The sequence below is a fragment of the Pseudoduganella sp. SL102 genome (assembly GCF_027856995.1).
Classification (GTDB): domain Bacteria; phylum Pseudomonadota; class Gammaproteobacteria; order Burkholderiales; family Burkholderiaceae_D; genus Rugamonas; species Rugamonas albidiflava.
In genome coordinates this window covers 5,850,827-5,873,610 of sequence record NZ_CP115554.1, presented here as the reverse complement: position 1 = coordinate 5,873,610, position 22,784 = coordinate 5,850,827, and the positions used below count along the sequence as shown (strand labels likewise).

21 protein-coding genes and 1 tRNA gene are annotated in these 22,784 nt (G+C 62.8%); 21 read left to right on the top strand and 1 reads right to left on the bottom strand.

Annotation, left to right across the window (positions count from 1 at the left end; genetic code table 11):
• Window positions 1-3 precede the first annotated feature (3 nt).
• The 17 genes from OU994_RS24810 to OU994_RS24730 all read left to right on the top strand — a co-directional run bounded on the left by OU994_RS24810 (window position 4) and on the right by OU994_RS24730 (window position 17,670).
• Window positions 4-1,053: a helix-turn-helix domain-containing protein gene (locus OU994_RS24810; protein WP_281608098.1), complete on the top strand. Its 1,050-nt coding sequence runs from the start codon at window positions 4-6 to the stop codon at window positions 1,051-1,053.
• A gap of 5 nt (window positions 1,054-1,058) precedes the next feature.
• On the top strand, window positions 1,059-2,339 hold the full coding sequence (ispG, locus tag OU994_RS24805) for a flavodoxin-dependent (E)-4-hydroxy-3-methylbut-2-enyl-diphosphate synthase (RefSeq protein WP_281608097.1): 1,281 nt from the start codon (window positions 1,059-1,061) through the stop codon (window positions 2,337-2,339).
• Between the two features lie 4 nt (window positions 2,340-2,343).
• Window positions 2,344-3,696, top strand: a complete 1,353-nt coding sequence (hisS, locus tag OU994_RS24800) for a histidine--tRNA ligase (RefSeq protein ID WP_281608096.1) — start codon at window positions 2,344-2,346, stop codon at window positions 3,694-3,696.
• A gap of 18 nt (window positions 3,697-3,714) precedes the next feature.
• On the top strand, window positions 3,715-4,368 hold the full coding sequence (locus OU994_RS24795; protein WP_131144616.1) for a tetratricopeptide repeat protein: 654 nt from the start codon (window positions 3,715-3,717) through the stop codon (window positions 4,366-4,368).
• Window positions 4,369-4,474: 106 nt separating this feature from the next.
• Window positions 4,475-5,629 carry an outer membrane protein assembly factor BamB gene (gene bamB, locus OU994_RS24790; RefSeq protein ID WP_281608095.1) on the top strand — a complete coding sequence of 385 codons (1,155 nt, stop codon included), beginning with the start codon at window positions 4,475-4,477 and terminating at the stop codon, window positions 5,627-5,629.
• A gap of 120 nt (window positions 5,630-5,749) precedes the next feature.
• Window positions 5,750-7,096 (top strand): ribosome biogenesis GTPase Der, encoded by a 1,347-nt coding sequence (gene der / locus OU994_RS24785; RefSeq protein WP_281608094.1) that lies wholly within the window; start codon window positions 5,750-5,752, stop codon window positions 7,094-7,096.
• 427 nt (window positions 7,097-7,523) lie between these two features.
• Window positions 7,524-7,760, top strand: a complete 237-nt coding sequence (gene hfq, locus OU994_RS24780) for an RNA chaperone Hfq (protein ID WP_093558029.1) — start codon at window positions 7,524-7,526, stop codon at window positions 7,758-7,760.
• Window positions 7,761-7,823: 63 nt separating this feature from the next.
• The gene (gene hflX / locus OU994_RS24775) at window positions 7,824-8,960 is read left to right on the top strand and encodes a GTPase HflX (RefSeq protein WP_131144619.1); all 1,137 of its coding nucleotides are present in this window, start codon (window positions 7,824-7,826) and stop codon (window positions 8,958-8,960) included.
• A gap of 3 nt (window positions 8,961-8,963) precedes the next feature.
• The gene (gene hflK / locus OU994_RS24770; protein ID WP_281608093.1) at window positions 8,964-10,244 is read left to right on the top strand and encodes an FtsH protease activity modulator HflK; all 1,281 of its coding nucleotides are present in this window, start codon (window positions 8,964-8,966) and stop codon (window positions 10,242-10,244) included.
• Window positions 10,244-11,122 carry a protease modulator HflC gene (hflC, locus tag OU994_RS24765; protein WP_281608092.1) on the top strand — a complete coding sequence of 293 codons (879 nt, stop codon included), beginning with the start codon at window positions 10,244-10,246 and terminating at the stop codon, window positions 11,120-11,122. The genes hflK and hflC overlap by 1 nt, the downstream gene beginning before the upstream one ends.
• A 242-nt stretch (window positions 11,123-11,364) precedes the next feature.
• A complete protein-coding gene (locus tag OU994_RS24760; RefSeq protein WP_281608091.1) occupies window positions 11,365-12,525 on the top strand; it encodes an ATP phosphoribosyltransferase regulatory subunit in 1,161 nt (386 codons plus the stop codon).
• Between the two features lie 4 nt (window positions 12,526-12,529).
• Window positions 12,530-13,843, top strand: coding sequence for an adenylosuccinate synthase (locus OU994_RS24755; protein ID WP_131144623.1), 1,314 nt, complete (start codon window positions 12,530-12,532; stop codon window positions 13,841-13,843).
• 37 nt (window positions 13,844-13,880) lie between these two features.
• Complete coding sequence (locus OU994_RS24750; RefSeq protein WP_281608090.1) at window positions 13,881-14,426, top strand: phosphoribosyltransferase; 546 nt, start codon at window positions 13,881-13,883, stop codon at window positions 14,424-14,426.
• 317 nt (window positions 14,427-14,743) lie between these two features.
• Window positions 14,744-15,340, top strand: a complete 597-nt coding sequence (locus tag OU994_RS24745) for a MarC family protein (protein WP_281608089.1) — start codon at window positions 14,744-14,746, stop codon at window positions 15,338-15,340.
• A gap of 96 nt (window positions 15,341-15,436) precedes the next feature.
• Window positions 15,437-15,724: an autorepressor SdpR family transcription factor gene (locus OU994_RS24740; protein WP_131144626.1), complete on the top strand. Its 288-nt coding sequence runs from the start codon at window positions 15,437-15,439 to the stop codon at window positions 15,722-15,724.
• Window positions 15,721-16,368, top strand: a complete 648-nt coding sequence (locus tag OU994_RS24735) for an SdpI family protein (protein ID WP_281608088.1) — start codon at window positions 15,721-15,723, stop codon at window positions 16,366-16,368. The genes OU994_RS24740 and OU994_RS24735 overlap by 4 nt, the downstream gene beginning before the upstream one ends.
• Window positions 16,369-16,533: 165 nt before the next feature.
• The gene (locus OU994_RS24730) at window positions 16,534-17,670 is read left to right on the top strand and encodes an IS481 family transposase (RefSeq protein WP_281608087.1); all 1,137 of its coding nucleotides are present in this window, start codon (window positions 16,534-16,536) and stop codon (window positions 17,668-17,670) included.
• A 210-nt stretch (window positions 17,671-17,880) separates the two neighbouring features.
• Here OU994_RS24730 and uvrB read toward each other — a convergent pair whose 3' ends face one another.
• Window positions 17,881-19,965: an excinuclease ABC subunit UvrB gene (uvrB, locus tag OU994_RS24725; protein ID WP_281608086.1), complete on the bottom strand. Its 2,085-nt coding sequence runs from the start codon at window positions 19,963-19,965 to the stop codon at window positions 17,881-17,883.
• Window positions 19,966-20,178: 213 nt separating this feature from the next.
• Between uvrB and OU994_RS24720 the strand changes: the two genes are divergently transcribed.
• From OU994_RS24720 to OU994_RS24705, 4 genes are all read left to right on the top strand, one after another.
• The gene (locus OU994_RS24720) at window positions 20,179-21,381 is read left to right on the top strand and encodes an amino acid aminotransferase (RefSeq protein WP_281608085.1); all 1,203 of its coding nucleotides are present in this window, start codon (window positions 20,179-20,181) and stop codon (window positions 21,379-21,381) included.
• Window positions 21,382-21,503: 122 nt separating this feature from the next.
• Window positions 21,504-21,579 (top strand) — tRNA-Asn (locus OU994_RS24715).
• A 95-nt stretch (window positions 21,580-21,674) separates the two neighbouring features.
• Window positions 21,675-21,923, top strand: coding sequence for a hypothetical protein (locus OU994_RS24710; protein WP_281608084.1), 249 nt, complete (start codon window positions 21,675-21,677; stop codon window positions 21,921-21,923).
• A gap of 358 nt (window positions 21,924-22,281) precedes the next feature.
• Entirely contained in the window at window positions 22,282-22,773 is a 492-nt protein-coding gene (locus OU994_RS24705) for a type VI secretion system tube protein Hcp (protein WP_281608083.1), read from the top strand.
• Window positions 22,774-22,784: the final 11 nt, after the last annotated feature.

The following is a 22,784-nucleotide window of genomic DNA, read 5'->3' as shown; positions in this document are numbered from 1 at the left end:
ATAATGGATTCAGAAGGGCAAAAGCAGCCGCAGGGTCAGCCTCACGGGCAGGGGCACGCACAGGAGCGGCAGCGTGCCGCCGCGCCGGGCGCAACACTGGCCGCGCAGCGCGAAGCGATGGGCCTGACCGTGGAACAGATCGCCGATCAGCTGAAGCTGGCGCCGCGCCAGGTCGTCGCGCTCGAGCAGGGCGACTTCGCTTCGCTGCCGAACATGGCCGTCACGCGGGGGTTCATTCGCGCCTATGCGAAAGTGGTGCGGCTCGATCCGGCACCGCTGGTCGCGCAGATCGAAGTCACGCCATCGGTTACCACGTCGAGCGATCATGCGCCGATCAGGCGCGAAAAGATTCCCACCACGTTTTCCCAGTCGCGCTTTCCCACGCTGGCCTCGCGCCAGTCGAAGCCGAAGGTCTGGATCATCGGCGGCGTGGTGGCGCTGGCCGTCATCGCCGCTGCCGGCGCATGGCAGGCCGGCCTGATCTCGCCGGCGGCACTCGGCAAACCGGCCACCGTTGCCGCGCCAGCGGCTACCGCGCCGGCCGCGCCAGGTACCGCCGGCACCACCGCCACCACGCCGCCGCTGCTGTCGCCTAACGTACCGCTGGTATCGACGCCGTCCCAGGGGCCGGCCACGCCGGAGAATACCGCGCCGCTGGTGACGACCCCGCCGAACACCGCGATCGCGGGCGCGCCGGCGGCGAATTCGGCTGCAACGACACCGGCTGCAACGACTCCGGCTGCGCCGCTACCCGCCGCCACTGCGCCAGCCGCCACCACGCCGGCTCCGGCCGCGGCCACGCCGGCACCGCAGGGCGCCAACACGCTGACGCTGGTCTTCACGGCCGATTCGTGGGTCGAGATCAAGCGGCCCGGCGCATCGCCGCTGATTTCCCGTCTCGTCAAGGCCGGCAGTACCGAAAGCTTCGAGATCGACCGCCAGTCGCAGCTGACCGTTGGCGCGCCGGAAGGCGTGCGCGCCACGTTGCGCGGCCAGCCGCTGCCGTTGCCGAAAGTAGCGAACGGCACCATTTCACGTGTCCAGATCAAGTAACCAGCATGTCTGAACTTATTACCGCCATACCTTCCAACGCGATCCCTTCCGGCCCCCTGGCGCGCCGCGCCAGCAAGGGCGTGCTGGTGGCGCACGGCGACCGCAAGGTGTGGGTCGGCGGCGACCACCCCGTCGTCGTGCAGTCGATGACCAATACCGATACCGCGGATGCGGTCGGCACCGCGATCCAGATCAAGGAGCTGGCCCGCGCCGGTTCCGAGCTGGTGCGCCTGACGGTGGACCGGCCCGAGGCCGCGCAAGCCGTGCCCTACATCCGCGAGCAGCTCGACAAGATGGGCGTCGACGTGCCGCTGGTCGGCGACTTCCACTACAACGGCCACACGCTGCTGACCGAGTATCCGGATTGCGCCGCCGCGCTGTCGAAGTACCGCATCAACCCCGGCAACGTGGGCAAGGGCGCCAAGCGCGACACGCAATTCGCCCAGATGATCGAAGTGGCGATCCGCCACCAGAAACCGGTGCGCATCGGCGTCAACTGGGGTTCGCTGGACCAGGCGCTGCTGGCGCGCATCATGGATGAGAACGCGGCCCGCGCCACTCCGTGGAGCGCGCAGGCCGTGATGTACGAAGCACTGATCACGTCCGCCATCGAGAATGCCCAGCGCGCCGAGGAAATCGGCCTGGGCCGCGACAAGATCGTGCTGTCGTGCAAGGTCTCCGGCGTGCAGGACCTGATCGCCGTGTACCGCGAGCTGGCCAAGCGCTGCGATTACGCGCTGCACCTGGGACTGACCGAAGCGGGCATGGGCAGCAAGGGCATCGTCGCCTCGACGGCGGCCTTGTCCGTGCTGCTGCAGGAAGGCATCGGCGACACGATCCGCATCTCGCTGACGCCGGAGCCGGGCGGCGACCGCACGAAGGAAGTCATCGTCGGCCAGGAAATCCTGCAGACGATGGGCCTGCGCAAGTTCATGCCGATGGTGATCGCCTGCCCGGGCTGCGGGCGCACCACGTCGACCACGTTCCAGGAACTGGCGGACGATATCCAGACCTTCCTGCGCGAACAGATGCCGGAATGGAAGAAGAGCCACCCGGGCGTGGAAGCGATGAACGTGGCCGTGATGGGTTGCATCGTCAACGGCCCCGGCGAATCGAAGCACGCCAACATCGGCATCAGCCTGCCGGGCACCGGCGAATCGCCGGCCGCGCCGGTCTTCGTCGACGGCCAGAAAGTGGCCACGCTGCGCGGCGACACGATCGTGCAGGAGTTCCAGCAGATCGTGCTGGATTACGTACAGAAAAACTACACATCAGTATCGGTATAAAACCATGTCCGACAATAAAAAAGCAGAGAAGATCACCTCGGTCAAAGGGATGCCCGACATCCTGCCGGCCGATGCCCACCTGTGGGAAATCTTCGAGAACACCGCGCAGTCCATCCTGCAAAGCTACGGCTACCAGAACATCCGCACCCCGATCGTCGAGGAAACCCGCCTGTTCGCGCGCGCGATCGGCGCCGTGACCGACATCGTCGAAAAGGAAATGTATTCGTTCGAGGATTCGATGAACGGCGACCAGCTGACGCTGCGTCCGGAAGGCACGGCCGGCGTGGTGCGCGCCGTGCTGGAACATAACCTGGTGTACGACGGCCCGAAGCGCCTGTGGTACAAGGGCCAGATGTTCCGCCACGAGCGCCCGCAGCGCGGCCGCTACCGCCAGTTCCACCAGTTCGGCGCGGAAGCCGTGGGCTTCACGGGCCCGGACATCGACGCCGAGCTGATCATGCTGTGCCGCCGTCTGTGGGATGACCTGGGCCTGCCGGAGATCCGCCTGGAACTGAACTCGATCGGCGACGCCGCCGAACGGGCCGCCCACCGCGTTGACCTGATCAAGTACCTGGAACAGCACGAAGAGCTGCTGGATGCGGAGGCCAAGCGCCGCCTGCACACCAATCCGCTGCGCATCCTCGATACCAAGAATCCGGCCCTGCAGGACATCGTCAACAATGCGCCGAAGCTGCTTGATTACCTGGGCGAGGAATCGCTGAAACACTTCGAAGGCGTGAAGAACATCCTCGACCGTAACGCGGTGCAGTACACCGTCAACACGCGCCTGGTGCGCGGCATCGACTACTACAACCGCACCGTGTTCGAATGGGTCACCGACCAGCTGGGCGCGCAGGGTACCGTGTGCGCCGGCGGCCGCTACGATCCGCTGATCGAACAGTTCGGCGGCAAGCCGACGCCGGCGGTGGGCTTCGCGATGGGTATCGAGCGTCTGATCGAGCTGATGAAGTCGGCCGGTGAAACGGCCGCGCCGAACCAGTGCGACGTGTACCTGGTGCACCAGGGCGAGGAAGCGCAGATGCAGGCCTTCATCCTGGGCGAACGCATCCGCGACGCCGGGCTGGACGTGATCCTGCACTGTGCCACCGCGGCCGGCACCGGCTCGTTCAAGAGCCAGATGAAGAAGGCCGACGGCAGCGGCGCGTCGTTCGCCATCATCATCGGCGAAGACGAAGTGGCCAACAATACCGCCAGCGTGAAGGCGCTGCGCGGTGCCGAAGGCGAGCAGCAGCAGGCCACGGTGGCGTTCGAGGAAGTGGTCGGCTACGTGGTCGACCAGATCATCGGCGGCCACGACTGCGGCGACGACTGCGAAGACCACCACCACCATCATTGATCCCGAAGGATAGATTCCATGGCATTCGATCACCAAGAAGAAGAACAGCTCGCATCCCTGAAGGCATGGTGGGCCAAGTACGGCAACGCCGCCACCTGGGTGCTGGTGGCCGGCCTGGCCGCATACTCCGGCTGGGCGGGCTGGCAGTATTACCAGCGCACCCAGGCTGTCGAGGCGTCCGCGCTGTACGACGAGCTGCAAACCTCGGTCGGCAAGGACAACGCCAAGGTGCAGCGCGCCGCCGGCGATATCGAGAGCCGCTATGGCCGCACGCTGTATGCGCAGATGGCCGCGCTGACGGCGGCGAAAAGCGCGTTCGACGCGAACGACCTGAAGACCGCCAAGGCCAAGCTGCAGTGGGTGGTGGAACACGGCAACGACGAATACAAGGCGGTGGCGAAGATCCGCCTGGCCGGGCTGCTGCTGGACGAGAAGGCCTACGCCGACGCCCTGAAGACGCTCGACGGCGATGTGCCGGCGCAGTTCAAGGCCGCCGTGAGCGACCGCAAGGGTGACGTGCTGGCGGCGCAGAACAAGCTGGCCGAGGCCCGTGCCGCCTACCAGGCCGCGCTCTCGGGCACCGACGAGAAAAATCCGGCACGCCAGCTGATCGAGCTGAAACTCGAAGCCGTCGGCGGCACGGTGCCGGAACCGAAACCCGCCGCTGCCTGATTCCCGGCAGCTTGAGCGGCAGTCGCATCCCGCCCGCGGCCGGCTTGACCGCGCGGGCACGCGTCACCCGCACCGCCTTCCACTTGTAAGGAGCAAGGTTTAATTTATGCGTATCACCGGTAAACTCATCGGCGTGAGCCTGCTGTCCATGACGGCCGCGTGCAGTTCCCTCAGCTCGCTGAATCCGTTCAAGGAAAAGGACAAGAACCCACCGGCCGCGCTGGTGGATATCAAGTCGCCGATTCCCGCCAAGGTCGTGTGGAAGCATTCCGTCGGCAAGGCCGGCCTGTATGTGTTCTCGCCGGCGCTGGCCGACAATGCGTTGTTCGTGGCCGATGCCGACGGCAATATCGAACGGCTCGATGCGGCCACCGGCCGCTCGCAGTGGAAAGTGAAGGCCGGCACCGACCTGACCGCGGGCGTGGGCGCCAACGGCAAGCTGGTGGCGGTGGGCGGCGCGAAGGGCACCGTGATGGCCTTCGACGCGGCCACCGGCAAGGTCCAGTGGAAAGTGCAGGCATCGTCCGAAGTGCTGTCGGCACCGGCCGTGACCGACGAGCTGGTCATCGTGCGCAGCATGGACAACAAGATCACCGCCTACGATACGAAGACGGGCGATCGCAAGTGGTTCCTGCAGCGCACCACGCCGCCGCTGACCCTGCGCAACGCGCCGGGCATGGTGGTGGCGCAGCCGAACGTGTATGTCGCGCAGCCGGCCGGCAAGCTGCTGTCGCTGGCCCTGTCGAACGGCGTGCCGCGCTTCGAGTTCTCCGTGGCCGAGCCGCGCGGTGCCACCGAACTGGAACGCGTGTCCGACATCGGCGGCACGCCGGTCGTCATCGGCAGCGATATCTGCGCCGTGACGTACCAGGGCAAGGTCGGCTGCTTCGACCTGTCGACCGGCGCGGCCAAGTGGAGCAAGCCGGCATCGTCCGACGTGGGCGTGGGCGCCGACCAGCGCTTCGTCTTCGTGGCGGACGACAAGGGCCATGTGTCCGCGTTCAGCCGCGAAGGCGGCGCCAGCGCGTGGAAGAACGATTCCCTGGGCAATCGCGCCCTGTCCACGCCGCTGTCGTACGGCCGCGTGGTGGCCGTCGGCGATTTCCAGGGTTATATCCACCTGCTGTCGCGCGAAGACGGTGCAATGCTGGGCCGCGTGGCCACCGATGGCAGCCCGATCAAGTCAATGCCGGTGGTCGCGGGTTCGAACATGATCTTCCAGACCCAGTCGGGAACGGTGACCGCGATCGCGGTCGAGTAATACAGCAATTCGTAACTGAACAAGCAGCTGCGCAGTGAGAATGACCGCGAGCGCGGTCATTCAGTATTTTCAAAAACCAAGCAGTACTAATGACCGCCAACGCGGTCGAGCAGAAAACAAATGAAGCCGGTAATCGCACTCGTGGGCCGCCCGAACGTCGGGAAATCGACCCTTTTCAATCGTCTGACCCGCTCGCGCGACGCGCTGGTGGCGGACTTGCCTGGTCTGACGCGCGACCGTCACTATGGCGAGGGCCGCGTCGGCGAACGTCCTTTCCTGGTCATCGATACGGGCGGTTTCGAACCGGTCGCCAAGGAAGGCATCATGTTCCAGATGGCCCTGCAGACCAAGCAGGCCGTGGCCGAAGCGGACGTGGTGATCTTCCTCGTCGACGGCCGCCAGGGCATGACGCCGCACGACAAGACCATCACCGATTTCCTGCGCCGCAGCGGCCGCCCCGTGCTGCTGGTGGTGAACAAGGCCGAAGGCATGAAGTACACCTCGGCCGTGTCGGACTTCTACGAACTGGGCCTGGGCGATCCGTATGCGATCTCCGGCGCGCACGGCGACGGCGTGACGGACCTGGTGTATGAAGCGCTGGACAAGGCCTTCGCCTCGCGCCCGGAAGATGCCGAAGAGCTGCTGCCGTCCGAACGCGGCATCAAGCTTGCGCTGGTCGGCCGCCCCAACGTGGGCAAGTCCACGCTGATCAACACGCTGCTGGGCGAAGAGCGCGTGATCGCCTTCGACATGCCGGGCACCACGCGCGATTCGATCGAGATCCCGTTCGAACGCGATGGCAAGCACTACACGCTGATCGACACGGCCGGTATCCGCCGGCGCGGCAAGGTGTTCGAGGCGATCGAGAAATTCTCGGTCGTCAAGACGCTGCAGTCGATCTCGGAAGCGAACGTGGTGATCCTGATGCTCGACGCCCAGCAGGACATCTCGGAACAGGATGCCCACATCGCTGGCTTCATCCTGGAATCGGGCCGCGCCCTGGTGCTGGCCGTGAACAAGTGGGATGGCCTGCAGACGCACCAGCGCGACCAGGTCAAGAACGACATGGACCGCAAGCTGGACTTCCTCGGCTTCGCCAAGACGCACTTCATCTCGGCGCTGAAGGGCACCGGCATCGGCCCGCTGATGAAGTCCGTCGACGCCGCCTACGCGGCCGCCACGGCCGACCTGTCGACGCCGAAGCTCACGCGCGCCCTGCAGGAAGCGATCGAGAAGCAGGAACCGAAGCGCAAGGGCGGCTTGCGGCCGAAGCTGCGCTACGCCCACCAGGGCGGCATGAACCCGCCGGTGATCGTCATCCACGGCAACTCGCTCGATGCCATCAGCGATCCCTACAAGCGCTACCTGGAAAAGCACTTCCGGGACACCTTCCAGCTGGTCGGTACGCCGCTGCGCATCGAATTGCGGACGGGTAAGAACCCGTTCGACAAGCGCGAGAAGAGCTGATACCGCGGCATAAAAGAACCGGTGTCGGACACCGATGCCGCTTGGATAAGCCCACCCCAAGTGCAAACTCCGGGGTCAGACCCGGCGGGTCTGACCCCAGCCCTTCGCTGTTGGGGTGAATTCATGCGCTTTCAATATGTTTTGTAACGCTTGACTTCACGGCATGGCGCCAAACCCCGGTGTTCGCACGCCTGCAATGACCGGCCGAGTGGTCGGTTGCAGGCACACCAACTTCACATTCCGAATGCAATTTTTTCCTTGTTTTCATTCGGACACCCCTGCATAAATCGCAAAAACCGGTTACAGTAGCTTCGAAGCATTTCCGTCTGGCGGAGGGTGTTTTTACCTCTGCAATAAGGAGTAGCCGGCACTTGAATTCAAGCGTTTCGCCTCCAATTCCAACACAACAACATAAACTGGAGCTGTTATGAGCAATAAAGGGCAATTGTTACAAGACCCATTCCTGAACGCGCTGCGCAAGGAGCACGTTCCCGTCTCGATCTACCTGGTCAACGGCATCAAGCTGCAGGGCCATATCGAGTCGTTCGACCAGTACGTCGTCCTGCTGCGCAATACCGTCACGCAGATGGTGTACAAGCACGCCATCTCGACCGTGGTGCCGGCCCGCGCCGTCAACCTCAATATCGATTCCGAGGCGGAGTAACGCGTTGATCGTTGAGACAACGCCGCAGCTTTGCCATCCGCTTCATCTTCCCCTGACCGTCCCATGCGCGCAGCTTTAGTCGGTGTGGATTTCGGTCAGGGCGACTTCGCCGCCAGTATCGACGAATTGATGCTGCTCGCGCGTTCCGCGGGAGCGGAGCCCATCACGACCGTCACCGGCAAGCGATCCAGCCCCGATGCCGCCTATTTCGTCGGCAGCGGCAAGGCCGACGAGATCGGCCATGCGGTGCAGGATCACGGGCTGGAGATCGTCATCTTCAACCATGCGCTGTCGCCCGCGCAGCAGCGCAACCTGGAAAAGCGCCTGAATGTCCGCGTGCTGGACCGCACCAGCCTGATCCTCGATATCTTCGCCCAGCGTGCCCAGAGCCACGAGGGCAAGCTGCAGGTCGAACTGGCGCAGTTGCAGCACCTGTCCACGCGGCTGATCCGCGGCTGGACTCACCTGGAGCGCCAGAAGGGCGGTATCGGCCTGCGCGGCCCCGGTGAAACCCAGCTGGAAACGGACCGCCGGCTGATCGGCGAGCGGGTGCGGATGCTGCGCGCGCGGCTGGCGAAACTGCGCAAGCAGCATGAAACGCAGCGCCGTTCGCGCGGCCGCAACAATGCCTTCTCGGTGTCGCTGGTCGGCTATACCAATGCCGGCAAGTCGACCCTGTTCAATGCGCTGACCAAGGCCGGCGTGTACGTGGCCGACCAGCTGTTCGCCACGCTCGACACCACCTCGCGGCGCGTGTACATGGGCGAGGATGCCGGCAATGTCGTGATTTCCGATACGGTCGGCTTCGTGCGCGAACTGCCCCACCAGCTGGTGGCCGCCTTCCGCGCCACGCTGGAGGAAACCATCCATGCCGACGTGCTGCTGCATGTCGTCGATGGTGCCAGCCCGGTGCGGATGGAGCAGATCGAGGAAGTCAATGCCGTGCTGCGCGAAATCGGCGCCGACCATATTCCCCAGATCCTGGTCTGGAACAAGATCGACGCGGCCGGCCTGGAGCCGGCGGTGGAACGTGATGAACATGATAAGATTTCACGCGTATTCATCAGTGCCCGCACTGGCGAAGGTCTCGATCTTCTGCGCGCGGCCATTACCGAGACAGCCCAGGTACAACGGGAAGCGAACCTGCGTCCGAAGGACGACACGCCACCCGATGCCATTTCCACATTCACCGATGTCTAAAACATGCCTCTTTCCTCACTAGCGAAAAGATTAGGCCTGAAGCTGTCCCTGAACGACCCCCGCTGGGGCCAGGACAAGGATAACAACAGGCAGGCCCAGGAAGGCAAGAAGCCCGGCGACGGACCGCCGGACCTCGACCAGCTGTGGCGCGACTTCAACCAGCGCCTGAATGGCCTGTTCGGCAACAAGAACCGCAACAACAACGGCGGAGGCGGCGGCGGTGGCAGTGGCGGCGGCGAACTGAAAGGTGCCGGCGTGACCATCGGTGCCGTCGCGGTGATCGCCCTGCTGGTCTGGCTGGCCAGTGGCGCCTTCATCGTGCAGGAAGGCCAGAAGGGCATCGTCACCACCTTCGGCCGCTTCAGCCATGAAACCCCGGCAGGCTTCAACTGGCGCTGGCCGTATCCGTTCCAGGCCAACGAAACCGTCAACGTGTCGCAGGTGCGCACGGTGGAAGTGGGCTATCGCGGCAATACCCGCAACAAGCAGGCGCGCGAATCGCTGATGCTGACCGATGATGAAAACATCATCGACATCCAGTTCGCCGTGCAATACCAGCTGAGCGATCCGGTGGCATGGCTGTACAACAACCGCGACGCGGAAGATACCGTGCGCCAGGTGGCTGAAACGGCGATCCGCGAGATCGTCGGCCGCAGCAAGATGGACTACGTGCTGTACGAAGGCCGCGAGAAGGTGGCCTACGACACGCAGCGGCTGATGCAGGATATCCTCGACCGCTACGCGTCCGGTGCGCTGGTCACCAACGTGACGATGCAGGGCGTGCAGCCGCCGGAGCAGGTGCAGACCGCGTTCGACGACGCCGTCAAGGCCGGCCAGGACCGCGAACGCCTGAAGAACGAAGGCGCGGCCTATGCGAACCAGGTCGTGCCGACGGCGCGCGGTGCGGCGTTCCGCCTGCTGCAGGAGGCGGAAGCCTACCGCTCGATGGTGGTGGAAAACGCTTCGGGTAACGCCGACCGCTTCAAGTCCGTGCTGGTCGAGTACCAGAAGGCGCCGGGCGTGACGCGCGACCGCATGTACCTCGATACGATGCAGCAGATCTTCGCCAATACCAGCAAGGTCATGGTCGATGCGAAGGCCGGCAGCAACCTGCTGTACCTGCCGCTGGACAAGCTGATCGCGCAAGTGGCGGCCACCGAGGCGCAGCGTGCCAACGTGACGGCGCCGCCGCCGACCGCCGTGCTGCTGCCGCAGCCCGATCAACCCTATAGCGGCGACCAGAACCGCGCGCGTGAATCGTCCCGTAGCCGGGAGGGCCGTTAATGAACCGTATCGTTACTCTCGTCGTCACCGCGTTCATCGCGCTGATGCTGCTGTCGTCCACCGTGTTCGTGGTGGACCAGCGCAAGTTCGCCATCGTGTTCGCGCTGGGTGAAGTCAAGCAGGTGATCCGCGAGCCGGGCCTGCACTTCAAGCTGCCGCCGCCGTTCCAGAACGTGATCTACCTGGACAAGCGCATCCAGACGCTCGATTCGCCGGAAGCGGACCGCTTCATCACGGCCGAGAAGATGAACATCCTGGTCGATTCGTTCGTCAAGTGGCGCATCGTCGACCCGCGCCTGTACTTCGTCCGCTTCGGCGGCGACGAAGGGCGCGCGGGCAACCGCATGGCGCAGATCGTCAAGGCGGCGCTGAACGAGGAAATCACCAAGCGCACCGTGCGCGAAGTGATCTCGGGCCAGCGCGGCAAGGTGATGGAAGGCTTGCGCGCCAAGGTGGAGAATGAAGCGAAGCAGATCGGCGTGCAGATCCTGGACGTGCGGCTGAAGCGCGTCGACTATGTCGAGCAGATCAACAACTCGGTGTATGAACGGATGAAGGCCGAGCGCCTGCGCGTGGCCAACGAGCTGCGCTCGACCGGTGCGGCCGATTCGGAAAAGATCCGCGCCGATGCCGACAAGCAGCGCGCCGTGATCCTGGCCGAAGCGTATCGCGAGGCCGAGAAGGTGCGCGGCGAAGGCGATGCGAAAGCCAGCGCGATCTATGCCGAGGCATTCGGCCGCAATCCCGAGTTCTACAAGTTCTACCGCAGCCTGGAAGCCTACCGTTCGTCGTTCAGGACCAAGGCCGACGTGATGCTGGTGGACCCGAACTCCGAGTTCTTCAGGTACTTCAAGGGCAGCGGATCGGCTGGTAAATAAGCCCGGCACTGCGCTGTCAAGGCAAAACCCCAAGTGCACAAGCAGGGGTCAGACCCACCGGGTCTGACCCCAGTTTTTTGCCTTTGGGGTTCATTGTTTTGCAAATGCACTGCCACTGGAATGGCCTCGTCGCCAGAGTTTTACCTGTTTAGCCACGTTTTCGCGTAAAATATGCGGTTCGGCCTGCGCCATCCGCTTGCGCATCGTGCCGATTGAACGTTTTTCAACAAACCGGTTTTCCCATGCCGAATTGGCTTTTGCCCGAACATATCGCGGACGTGTTGCCGTCCGAGGCGCGCAAGATCGAGGAGCTGCGCCGCCTGATGCTGGATAACTTCCGCCGCTACGGCTACGAACTCGTGATGCCGCCGCTGCTGGAATACGTCGAGTCGCTGATGACCGGCGCCGGCCAGGATACCGACCTGCGTACCTTCAAGCTGGTCGACCAGATCAGCGGCCGCATGCTGGGCCTGCGCGCGGACATGACCACCCAGGTCGCCCGCATCGACGCCCACCTGCTGAACCGCGCTTCCGTCACCCGCCTGTGCTACGCCGGCCCGGTGCTGCATACCCGTCCTTCGGGCCTGCACGCCACCCGCGAGCCGCTGCAGATCGGCGCCGAGATCTATGGCCATGCCGGCCTGGAAGCGGATGCCGAGATCCAGGAGCTGGCCCTGGCCTCGCTGGAAATGGCGGGCTTCACCGGCGTGCGCCTGGACCTGGCCCACGTCGGCGTGCTGCGCGCGATCCTCGAACAGGATGCCGCCGCGCAGCGCGACCACGATGCCATCGTGCAGTTGCTGCGCGCCAAGGATGTGCCGGGGCTGTGCGAGCTGACCGCAGGCTACGCGCCTGCCACGCGCGAGGCCCTGCTGGCCCTGCCGAACCTGTATGGCGACGTGGATGTGCTGGCCAGCGCGAAGCATGCGCTGCCCGACTTGCCGGGCATTGCCAAGGCGCTGGCCGAACTGGCGGCGCTGGCGGCATCGGCGATCGGCCGTGCCGAAGTGGCAATCGACCTGGCCGACCTGCGCGGCTACCAGTATGAAAGCGGTGCCACGTTCGCGCTGTACGTGCCAGGCCTGCCGAACGCCGTGGCACGCGGCGGCCGCTACGATCACGTGGGCGAGGCATTCGGGCGCGCCCGTCCCGCCACCGGATATTCAATGGACTTGCGCGAACTGGCCCGGCTGCTGCCGACGGCCGACCGCAAGCATGCGATCCGGGCACCGTGGGGCAACTCGCCCGAACTGAAGGAACGTATCGCCGAGCTGCGCAAGTCCGGCGAGGTTGTGATCCAGTCCCTGCCGGGTCACAGCGATGAACAGGACGAGTTCGAGTGCGACCGCGCGCTGGTGCTCGACGAGAGTGGTAGTAACTGGATTCTTAAAAACTTAGGTTAGTGTGATGTCAAAAAAAATCACTGCAACAAACGTGGTCGTCATCGGTACCCAGTGGGGCGATGAAGGCAAGGGCAAAATCGTCGACTGGCTGACGGAACACGCGCAAGGCGTGGTGCGTTTCCAGGGTGGCCACAACGCCGGCCACACGCTGGTGATCGGCGGCGTGAAGACCGCGCTGCAGCTGATCCCTTCGGGCATCATGCGCCCGGGCGTGGCCTGCTACATCGGCAACGGCGTGGTGGTGTCCGTGCCGGACGTGCTGCGCGAGATCGACAAGCTGGAAGCCGTGGGCGTGGAAGTGGCGTCGCGCCTGAAGGTCTCCGAGGCTTGCCCGGTCATCCTGCCTTACCACACCGCGCTCGATGCAGCCCGTGAAGCCGCCCGCGGCGCCGCCAAGATCGGCACCACCGGCAAGGGCATCGGCCCGGCCTACGAAGACAAGGTTGCCCGCCGCGCGATCCGCGTTGCCGACCTGCTCAACGAAAAGCGTTTCGCCGAAAAGCTGGCCGAGAACCTGGACTACCACAACTTCGTGCTGGAAAACTACCTGAAGGCACCGAAGGTCGAGTACCAGAAGACCCTCGACGACGCGCTGGCCTACGTGCCGCGCCTGCGCCCGATGGTGGCCGACGTGTCGAGCGCGCTGTATGCCGCGCACAAGGCCGGCGCCAACCTGCTGTTCGAAGGCGCCCAGGGTTCGCTGCTGGACGTCGACCACGGCACCTATCCGTTCGTGACTTCGTCGAACTGCGTGGCCGGCAATGCCGCCGCCGGTGCCGGCGTGGGCCCGAACATGCTGCACTACATCCTCGGCATCACCAAGGCCTACACCACCCGCGTGGGCTCGGGCCCGTTCCCGTCCGAGCTGCCGACCGATGCCGGCGTGGGCCACCACCTGGCGCAAGTCGGCCATGAATTCGGCACCGTGACGGGCCGCGCCCGCCGCTGCGGCTGGTTCGATGCCGCGCTGCTGCGCCGCTCGGTGCAGATCAACGGCGTGTCCGGCATGTGCCTGACGAAGCTGGACGTGCTGGATGGCCTGGAAACGCTGAAGCTGTGCACCGGCTACATGCTGGACGGCCGCCACGTCGACATCTTCCCGGTCGGTGCCGAAGACGCCGCGCGTTGCGAGCCGATCTACGAAGAAATGCCAGGCTGGAAGGAAAGCACCGTCGGCGCGAAATCGCTGGCTGCGCTGCCGGCCACCGCCCGCGCCTACATCAAGCGCATCGAGGAACTGGTCGGCGTACCCGTCGACATGGTATCCACTGGTCCGGACCGCGAAGAAACCATCGTGCTCCGTCACCCGTTCGAATAAAAACAGGCAAACCACGCCACAAGCAGGAAGGAATTACATGAGCTCCCCTCAATCCGACGACAAGCACCTGTGGGTGACCTGGGATGAGTACAACCGCCTGGTCGAAGGCCTGGCGCTGAAGGTCTACGAATCGAACTTCAAGTTCGACATGGTGCTGTGCCTGGCGCGCGGCGGCGTGCGCCCCGGCGACGTGTTCTCGCGCATTTTCGACGTGCCGCTGGCGATCCTGTCGACCAGTTCCTACCGCGCCGACAAGGGCACGGTGCAGGGCGACCTCGATATCGCCAAGTACATCACGGTGACGCGCGGCTCGCTGGCCGGCAAGATCCTGCTGGTGGACGACCTGGCCGATTCCGGTGTCACGCTGATGAAGGTCATCGACCATCTGAAGGCGAACTACAAGGATGTCGAGGAAGTGCGTTCGGCCGTGATCTGGACCAAGGGCAGCTCGGCCTTCAAGCCGGACTACCAGATGCAGGAATTGCCGCACAACCCGTGGATCCACCAGCCGTTCGAGGACTACGACGGCCTGCGCCCGCACCAGCTGGCCTCGTGGTTGAAAAAAGGCGAAAAGAACGCTTAAGCATTTGCGCCTGCGCGACAATGGCGGAGGGCCGGAAGGCCCTCCGCCATTTTTCGAACTGAGGGAACCTCGATAAACTTATTGCGCGGCGCCAGCTGCTGGTCTCCGGTGCTCCGCTGCGGCGGACCGATCGTACATAAAGTACGATTCCGCTCCTCAACCAGATCTGACACCGCTCATTACGGTTTCTCGAGGTCCCGAGACGTTATCGGGACGCTGAGAAATGGCGGAAAGCTGCGAAGCTTTCCGCCATTTTCGTTGGTGTGTCCATTCCTGTTCACCTGATATACCATCGAAATAACACGAAAGAAAAATCGATGACAGAAAACTTCTTCCAGACCTTCATCCTGCTGCTGCTGGTCACCGACCCGTTCGGCAACGTGCCGCTGTTCGCCGCAGCGCTGCAGCCGGTGGCGCCGGCCCGGCGGCCGAAGATCGTGGTGCGTGAATGCCTGATCGCCTTCGCCGTGCTGCTGGTGTTCATGTTCTTCGGCCGGCCGTTCCTGCACGCGCTGAGCCTTTCCGAAGTCTCGCTGCGCATCGCCGGCAGCGTGATCCTGCTGATGATCGCCATCCGCATGGTGTTCCCGCATCCGGACGGTGTACTGGGCCGGAACGAGGGCGGCGAGCCATTCATCGTGCCGCTGGCGATTCCCGCGCTGGCCGGCCCGTCGGCGCTGGCCACGGTGTTGCTGTTCTCCAGCGAGACGCGTGGCGACGTGATGATCCACGTGGCCGCGCTGGCCGCCGTGGTGGTGGTGTGGCTGGCCGTGTTCCTGGGCGCCGAGCGCCTGCAGAAGGTGCTGGGCACGCAGGTGATGACGGCGTTCGAGCGCCTGATGGGGCTTATCCTGGCGGCGATGTCGGTCGAGATGATGCTGGGCGGGATCCGCGAATTCGTGAAGTCGCTGTAGCCGCTGTCGTGCGCGACGACGCAGGCCGGGCTTGCCCCGGCCTTTGTTTTGATCTATATTTAGATATCCATCTAATTAGCGATTGATCGAAATACGATGCCAGCCCCCACCGATGCCTTCAAGGCCATGGCCGATCCGGCGCGCCGCGAGATCCTGCGACTGCTGCGCGACGGCGAAATGACGGCAGGCCAGCTGGCCGAGCATTTCGACATGACGCGGCCGACCATGTCGCACCATTTCGCCGTGCTGGCCGACGCAGACCTGATCACCCGTCGCCGCGAGGGCCAGACGATCTGGTACGGATTGAACACGACGGTGTTGCAGGATGTCGTGGCATGGATGATGGACCTGACCGAACCACAGACCAAAAGGAGGAAGGCATGAACCGTCAGCACCTGATTGCAAGCGTTTCCCTGATCCTGGCCGCCACGGTGCTGACCGCGCTGTGCTGGCCCAGCCTCGCCGAGACCATCCCCATCCACTGGAATGCGCAGGGCGAAGCCGATGGTTTCGGTCCGCGCTGGATCGTCTGGCTGACCGGGCCGGGAACGATGGCGTTCGCCCTGGCGATCGGCGCCGCGCTGCCTTACCTGTCGCCGAAAGGGTATGACGTGGGTGCGTCCGGCTCGACAGCCGGCTACATCATGACCCTGGTGGTTGGCTTGATGGGCTTGATGCAGGTGCTGCTCCTGACCTCGATCTTCAACGCAACGTTCGACGTGGGCCGCGCCGTGCCGGCCGGGATCTGCCTGGTGCTGGCCCTGATCGGGAACTCGTTGAGCAAGGTGCGCCGCAATTTCTATATCGGTATCCGCACCCCATGGACGCTGGCGAGCGAGCGAGTGTGGTATTCGACCCACCGCGTGGGTGCGAAGCTGATGGTGGGGGCGGGCGTGGTGGGGCTGCTGGCGGCGCTGCTCGGCGCATCGGGCGAGCTGGCGATCGGACTCGTCGTCATCGGCGCCTTGCTGCCGGTACTGTATTCGCTGGTGCTGTACAAGCGGCTGGAGCGGGCAGGGCAGCTATAAGAAAACGCCGCGCGAATGCTAGTGCCGATAAATCAAGTCCACCCCAAGCGCAAATTCCGGGGTCAGACCCGGCGGGTGTTTTGTCGGGACACATGGGTAACATCTGTCGGGAGACATAGGTAACACCTTTTATGATCATTGCACATCCATTAACGGGAGCGTGCAATGCCTTGGAAGGAGTCCACCTCTATGTCATCCCGACTGGAATTCGTGCTGCTCGTACTGAGCGCTTCGGCAAACATCGCTGAGCTTTGCCGCCGATTTGGCATCAGCCGCAAGACTGCTTACAAGTGGTTGGAGCGTTATCATGCTGAAGGCGAAGGGGGCCTGCAGGATCGCTCACGGCAGCCGCATTGTTCGCCCTGCACCGCTGACGGTGAGCTTGAGATGCAAGTTCTGGCGTTGCATTTTGAGTACCCGTACTGGGGAGCTCGCAAGCTTTGCGCGCTACTGCCGGATACGGTCAAGCGGCCCCATCACAGCACCGTTCATGCGATCTTGCAGCGCCATGAGTGCCAGGTTCTTGGCGTGCCGATTAGTCAGAGCGTCGTGTTCAAGCGCTTTGAGCATGAGTTGCCCAATGACCTTTGGCAGATGGACTTCAAAGGACACTTTGCACTGACAGACACAGCTGCGGGTCGGTGTCATCCGCTGACAATTTTAGATGACCACTCGCGATTTAGCCTATGTATCGCTGCTTGCGGTAACGAACGCTACGCCACTGTGCGCACGGCATTGCAGTCGACATTTGAGCGTTACGGAATGCCTGCTCGCTTCACCGCCGACAACGGCCCGCCATGGGGCAGCACAGGTCTCATCGGACTGACAAAGCTTGAGGTATGGCTGGCACGGCTGGGTATTGCTGTGGGCCACAGCAGGCCAAACCATCCGCAGACTCAAGGTAAGGATGAGCGTTTCCATCGAACCTTGAAACTTGAGGTAATAGGGCGAAGAGGCTACGGCTCGCTTGCTCAGTGTCAGAGCGCGTTCGATGCTTGGCGCGAGATCTATAACGCTGTACGACCTCACCAATCGCTCAATCAGCAGCCACCGATTAGCAGGTACCGGTGTAGCGGCAGGTCCTTTCCATCGGTCCTGCCACCTGTCGAATACCTCCCCGATGACCAGATCAGGAAGGTCGACAAGAACGGCTACCTCTCCTACGGCCATCACCGCTACTTCGTCGGCGAAGGCCTGCATGCTGAATCTGTGGCGATCCGTCCAACTTGCACCGACGGTCTACTGGAGGTCTTCTTCTGCAAACATAAAGTTCGGGAGATAGACCTCCAGAATCCGTCGTAACATAGGTCCATGATGTGTAACCCATGTCTCCCGACATGTGTTACCTATGTCCCCCGACCATACACCCGGCGGGTCTGACCCCAGCTCTTCGCGGTTGGGGGGAATGCATGTGCTTTCAATGTGCCGGATGATGCTTAACTTAACGGCATTGCCGCGTGAACGCGGCGTTTTTCATGCAGGGTTGGCTTGTTCGGCAGCGTATTTTCCGGCCTACTTGCCCGTGATCGAAATCACGTCGGCCCCCGGCGCGCCGAACATCTGCTCCTTCAGCAGGTGCAGCTGGTCGCGCACCTGCGCGGCCTTCTCGAACTCCAGGTTCTTGGCATGCTCGATCATGAGCTTTTCCAGGCGCTTGATCTCTTTCGAGACCTGCTTCTCGCTCATCGTTTCGTACTTCGCCGTCTCCTGCGCCGCCTTCAGGTTGGTGGACTCCTTGTTCGGGTCGTACACGCCGTCGATCATGTCCTTGATGACCTTGTTCACGCCGCGCGCGATGATGCCGTGCTTCTCGTTGTGGGCCAGCTGCTTGGCGCGGCGGCGCTCGGTCTCGTCGATCGCGCGCTTCATCGACTCGGTCATCTGGTCCGCGTACAGCAGCGCCACCCCGTTCAGGTTGCGGGCGGCGCGGCCGATGGTCTGGATCAGCGAACGTTCGGAGCGCAGGAAGCCTTCCTTGTCGGCATCCAGGATCGCCACCAGCGACACTTCCGGCAAGTCCAGGCCTTCGCGCAGCAGGTTGATGCCGACCACCACGTCGAACGTGCCGATACGCAGGTCGCGCAGGATTTCCACGCGCTCGACCGTTTCGATATCGCTGTGCAGGTAGCGCACCTTGATGCCGTGGTCGGACAGGTATTCCGTCAACTGCTCGGACATCCGCTTGGTCAGCGTGGTCACCAGCACCCGTTCGTTCTTTACGATGCGGTCGTTGATCTCGGAGAGCAGGTCGTCCACCTGCGTGCGCGCCGGCCGCACGATTACCTGCGGGTCGACCAGGCCGGTGGGGCGCACCACCTGTTCCACCACCTGGTCGGCATGCTTCTGCTCGTACTCGGCCGGCGTGGCGGAAACGAAGATCGTCTGCCGCATCTTGCCCTCGAATTCCTCGAACTTCAGCGGCCGGTTGTCCAGCGCGGACGGCAGGCGGAAGCCATAGTCGACCAGGTTTGTCTTGCGCGAACGGTCGCCGTTGTACATGGCCGAGAGCTGGCCGACCAGCACGTGCGACTCGTCCATGAACATCAGCGCGTCCTGCGGCAGGTAATCGATCAGGGTTGGCGGCGGCTGGCCCGGCATCGCGCCGGACAGGTGCCGCGAATAGTTCTCGATGCCTTTCGTGAAGCCGATCTCGGCCATCATTTCCAGGTCGAAGCGGGTGCGCTGCTCCAGCCGCTGCTCTTCGATCAGCTTGCCTTCCTTGCGGAAGAATTCCAGCCGGTCGCGCAATTCGGCCTTGATGCTTTCGATCGCCCGCAGCACCGTCGAACGGGGCGTCACGTAGTGCGAGCCGGGGTAGACGGTGAAGCGGGGGATCTTCTGGCGCACGCGGCCCGTAAGCGGGTCGAACAGCTGGATGGACTCCAGTTCGTCGTCCCACATTTCCAGGCGCACCGCCAGTTCGGCGTGTTCGGCGGGGAAGATGTCGATCGTATCGCCGCGCACGCGGAACGTGCCGCGGCCGAAGTCCACTTCATTGCGCGTGTACTGCATCTGGATCAGGCGGGCGATGATGTCGCGCTGGCTGACCTTGTCCTTGGCGCGCAGGGTCAGGATCATCTGGTGGTATTCGTTCGGATTACCGATACCGTAGATGGCCGACACGGTGGCCACGATGACCACGTCGCGCCGCTCCATCAGCGACTTGGTGCACGACAGCCGCATCTGCTCGATGTGCTCGTTGATCGACGAATCCTTCTCGATGAACAGGTCGCGCTGCGGCACGTAGGCTTCCGGCTGGTAGTAATCGTAGTACGACACGAAGTACTCGACGGCATTCTGCGGGAAGAACTCGCGGAACTCGCTGTAGAGCTGGGCCGCCAGCGTCTTGTTCGGCGCGAACACGATCGCTGGACGGCCCATGCGGGCGATCACGTTGGCCATCGTGTAAGTCTTGCCGGAACCCGTCACGCCCAGCAGCGTCTGGAACGACAGGCCGTCGCCAATACCTTCGCACAGGGCCTCGATCGCGGTCGGCTGGTCGCCGGCGGGCGGGAAGGGCTGGTGCAGCTTGAACGGTGAATCCGGGAACGTCAGCACGGTGGGCTCGGGAGCGCCGGCCAGTGATAAATCAGCCATGAAGTCAGACCTTTGCTAGAATAGGGAGTTGCACACCACATTGTGCAGTCATTGCGCGGCGGCCGGCACACCTGGCCAACGCCGCGCATCGGAATTGCTGTGCACCGTCATCACTGTCCAGAGCAATTGCCGCTGAATTTGCTCAGTAACATGCTCAGTAATGTTGTAGTGCTCATCCGCTGCGAATCGCATCCAATCGAATCCAATCCTATCATGACGAATCCTTCCGTTTTCAGTGCCATCGAGATGGCTCCGCGCGACCCTATCCTGGGTATCACCGAAGCTTTTAACGCCGACACCAACCCCAATAAAATCAACCTGGGCGTGGGTGTTTATTATGACGACAATGGCAAGGTGCCGCTGCTGTCGTGCGTGCAGAAAGCTGAAAACATCCTGATTGAACAGCCAGCCCCGCGCACCTACCTGCCGATCGAAGGCCTGGCCGCGTATGACAAGGCGGTGCAGGAACTGGTATTTGGGGCCGACAGTGCCGTAGTTCAAGAGCGCCGCGCGATCACCGTGCAGGCCCTGGGCGGCACCGGCGCGCTGAAGCTGGGCGCCGATTTCCTGAAGCGTTTCTCGCCATCGTCGGAAGTCTTCATCAGCGATCCGAGCTGGGAAAACCACCGCGCGCTGTTTGAAAGCGCCGGCTTCAAGGTCAACAATTACGCCTACTACGATGCCGCCACCCATGGCGTGAACTTCGAAGGCATGCTGGCCGCGCTGAAGGCGATGCCGCAAGGCGCCGTGGTGGTGCTGCACGCCTGCTGCCACAACCCGACCGGTGCCGACCTGACCCAGCCGCAGTGGGACCAGGTGATCGATGCCGTCGTGACCGGCGGCCTGATTCCGTTCCTGGACATGGCTTACCAGGGCTTCGGTGCCGGCATCGCCGAAGACGGCGCCGTGGTGCGCCGCTTCGCCGCCACCGGCGTGCCCCTGCTGGTGTCGAATTCGTTCTCGAAGTCGTTCTCGCTGTATGGCGAGCGCGTGGGTGCGCTGTCCGTCGTGGCCGCCACCGCCGAAGAAGCGTCCCGCCTGCTGTCGCAGCTGAAGCGCGTGGTGCGCACCAACTACTCGAACCCGCCGGTACACGGCGGCAAAGTGGTCGCCACCGTCCTGGCCACGCTGGAACTGCGCCAGCTGTGGGAAGACGAGCTGGGCGCCATGCGCGTGCGCATCAAGGCCACCCGGGACGAGTTCGTGCAAAAGCTGAAAGAGAAAGCTCCCGGCCACGATTTCGCTTTCGTGCGCGAGCAGGTCGGCATGTTCTCGTACTCGGGCCTGACGAAAGAGCAGGTCGCCAAGCTGCGCGAGCAATCGATCTACGCGGTGGACACCGGCCGTATCTGCGTGGCCGCGCTGAACTCCAAGAATATCGACATCGTTGTTGACGCGATCGCCAAAGTTCTCTAAAATCTTGCTTCTTCGTTGATGCACGTCAGCGAAGAAAGCTAGAAACAAAGTAGTTCGCAGTAGACGGTACCAAAAAGCAAGCTTGCAAATGTTGCTTTGAACGTATAAAATACTGCTTCTAATCCCTGATAGCTCAGTCGGTAGAGCGACGGACTGTTAATCCGCAGGTCCCTGGTTCGAGTCCAGGTCGGGGAGCCAGAATTCATGTGAGAAGCCCAGCCTTGATCGGTTGGGCTTTTTGCATTTCACGGCCCGGCTGTGATTCTTTCATCCATTTTTCGATTCGAGCCATCATGGACAACACCGATCAGCGCTACCTGGTCCAGCAAAACAAAATCAGCGACGGCGACAAGAAGCCGCCCGTGTTCGCCAAGGTCATGCGCAGCAAGGAAGGCGTGTTCGAAGGCGTTTCCTTCATCAAGAACAAGGAAAAGGCGACGGTGATGACGATCGCGCAGGCGCAGGAAGCGGTCGACTGGGCGAAGGAGAAGAAGGCCGGCGCCCATGAATACGACACGAAGATCATCTGCCTGGGGCAATAATTATGCTTTGAGGTCTTGAGGCTTACGACGGGCCAGTAGGACGTCGTTCGAACAGGGCTTCAGACTAAATGGCCGCGCGCGAGCGCGGCCATTCTATTTTTGCTCTCACCACCGTCGTCATCTTGCTCCATTACGCCACCTTGCTGCCCGCAGCTTGGATTCCTGCATCCTCAACTGAGCTGGATTCGCAGTCAACAATATTCTTTGTGTAAAGAAAAGCAATATTGACGCGTTTCAATGTCAAGCGCATCTCAGCCACTGAAAATGCCGAAGGAGGAGTCATCTTCCACTGCACTGGCCAGCGCATCGCAGTCGCTAATGTGCCAGGCAGTTCCATTCCTCAAGAAGGAGCGACACTATGGCGATCGATGTCTATTTTCAAATTGACGGCATCAAGGGCGAGTCACAGGATGCAACGCATCAGGGTTGGATCGAGATCACATCCGCTCACTGGGGCGTGTTACAGCCTCGAAGCGCCACTGCATCGACAGGTGGCGGACATACTGCAGAGCGTTGTGAGCATCGTACATTATCGCTCTCCAAGCTCTCTGATCTTTCGTCACCTGTCCTCATGCAGCACTGTTCAATGGGCAAGACGATCCCGAAAGCGAAACTTGAAATCATGCGCGCGGATGGCCAAGGAAATCCAGTGCGATATTACGAGGTCGAGCTGGAAAATGTGATGATCGCCAATATGGAGCAATTGATCAGCGAAGGTTGTATTCTGCACGATTCGATTGGGCTACGTTTTTCCAAGGTTAAGTGGAAGTACACTCAACAGAAGATTGGCGGCGGTAGTGGTGGCAATACGTCCGGTGGTTGGGACTTGGCATGCAATAAATGCGTGTGACGAGGTACGCC

Excerpts from the sequence above, each read along its gene's own strand:
- hflC (WP_281608092.1), top strand. The coding sequence starts at position 10,244 with ATGAACCGTATCGTTACTCTCGTCGTCACCGCGTTCATCGCGCTGATG.
- OU994_RS24740 (WP_131144626.1), top strand. The coding sequence starts at position 15,437 with ATGCCAGCCCCCACCGATGCCTTCAAGGCCATGGCCGATCCGGCGCGC.
- OU994_RS24745 (WP_281608089.1), top strand. The coding sequence starts at position 14,744 with ATGACAGAAAACTTCTTCCAGACCTTCATCCTGCTGCTGCTGGTCACC.
- hfq (WP_093558029.1), top strand. The coding sequence starts at position 7,524 with ATGAGCAATAAAGGGCAATTGTTACAAGACCCATTCCTGAACGCGCTG.
- OU994_RS24710 (WP_281608084.1), top strand. The coding sequence starts at position 21,675 with ATGGACAACACCGATCAGCGCTACCTGGTCCAGCAAAACAAAATCAGC.
- ispG (WP_281608097.1), top strand. The coding sequence starts at position 1,059 with ATGTCTGAACTTATTACCGCCATACCTTCCAACGCGATCCCTTCCGGC.
- OU994_RS24810 (WP_281608098.1), top strand. The coding sequence starts at position 4 with ATGGATTCAGAAGGGCAAAAGCAGCCGCAGGGTCAGCCTCACGGGCAG.
- OU994_RS24705 (WP_281608083.1), top strand. The coding sequence starts at position 22,282 with ATGGCGATCGATGTCTATTTTCAAATTGACGGCATCAAGGGCGAGTCA.
- uvrB (WP_281608086.1), bottom strand. The coding sequence starts at position 19,965 with ATGGCTGATTTATCACTGGCCGGCGCTCCCGAGCCCACCGTGCTGACG.
- OU994_RS24755 (WP_131144623.1), top strand. The coding sequence starts at position 12,530 with ATGTCAAAAAAAATCACTGCAACAAACGTGGTCGTCATCGGTACCCAG.
- OU994_RS24760 (WP_281608091.1), top strand. The coding sequence starts at position 11,365 with ATGCCGAATTGGCTTTTGCCCGAACATATCGCGGACGTGTTGCCGTCC.
- hisS (WP_281608096.1), top strand. The coding sequence starts at position 2,344 with ATGTCCGACAATAAAAAAGCAGAGAAGATCACCTCGGTCAAAGGGATG.
- bamB (WP_281608095.1), top strand. The coding sequence starts at position 4,475 with ATGCGTATCACCGGTAAACTCATCGGCGTGAGCCTGCTGTCCATGACG.
- OU994_RS24795 (WP_131144616.1), top strand. The coding sequence starts at position 3,715 with ATGGCATTCGATCACCAAGAAGAAGAACAGCTCGCATCCCTGAAGGCA.
- OU994_RS24750 (WP_281608090.1), top strand. The coding sequence starts at position 13,881 with ATGAGCTCCCCTCAATCCGACGACAAGCACCTGTGGGTGACCTGGGAT.
- OU994_RS24730 (WP_281608087.1), top strand. The coding sequence starts at position 16,534 with ATGCCTTGGAAGGAGTCCACCTCTATGTCATCCCGACTGGAATTCGTG.
- hflK (WP_281608093.1), top strand. The coding sequence starts at position 8,964 with ATGCCTCTTTCCTCACTAGCGAAAAGATTAGGCCTGAAGCTGTCCCTG.
- hflX (WP_131144619.1), top strand. The coding sequence starts at position 7,824 with ATGCGCGCAGCTTTAGTCGGTGTGGATTTCGGTCAGGGCGACTTCGCC.
- OU994_RS24735 (WP_281608088.1), top strand. The coding sequence starts at position 15,721 with ATGAACCGTCAGCACCTGATTGCAAGCGTTTCCCTGATCCTGGCCGCC.
- der (WP_281608094.1), top strand. The coding sequence starts at position 5,750 with ATGAAGCCGGTAATCGCACTCGTGGGCCGCCCGAACGTCGGGAAATCG.
- OU994_RS24720 (WP_281608085.1), top strand. The coding sequence starts at position 20,179 with ATGACGAATCCTTCCGTTTTCAGTGCCATCGAGATGGCTCCGCGCGAC.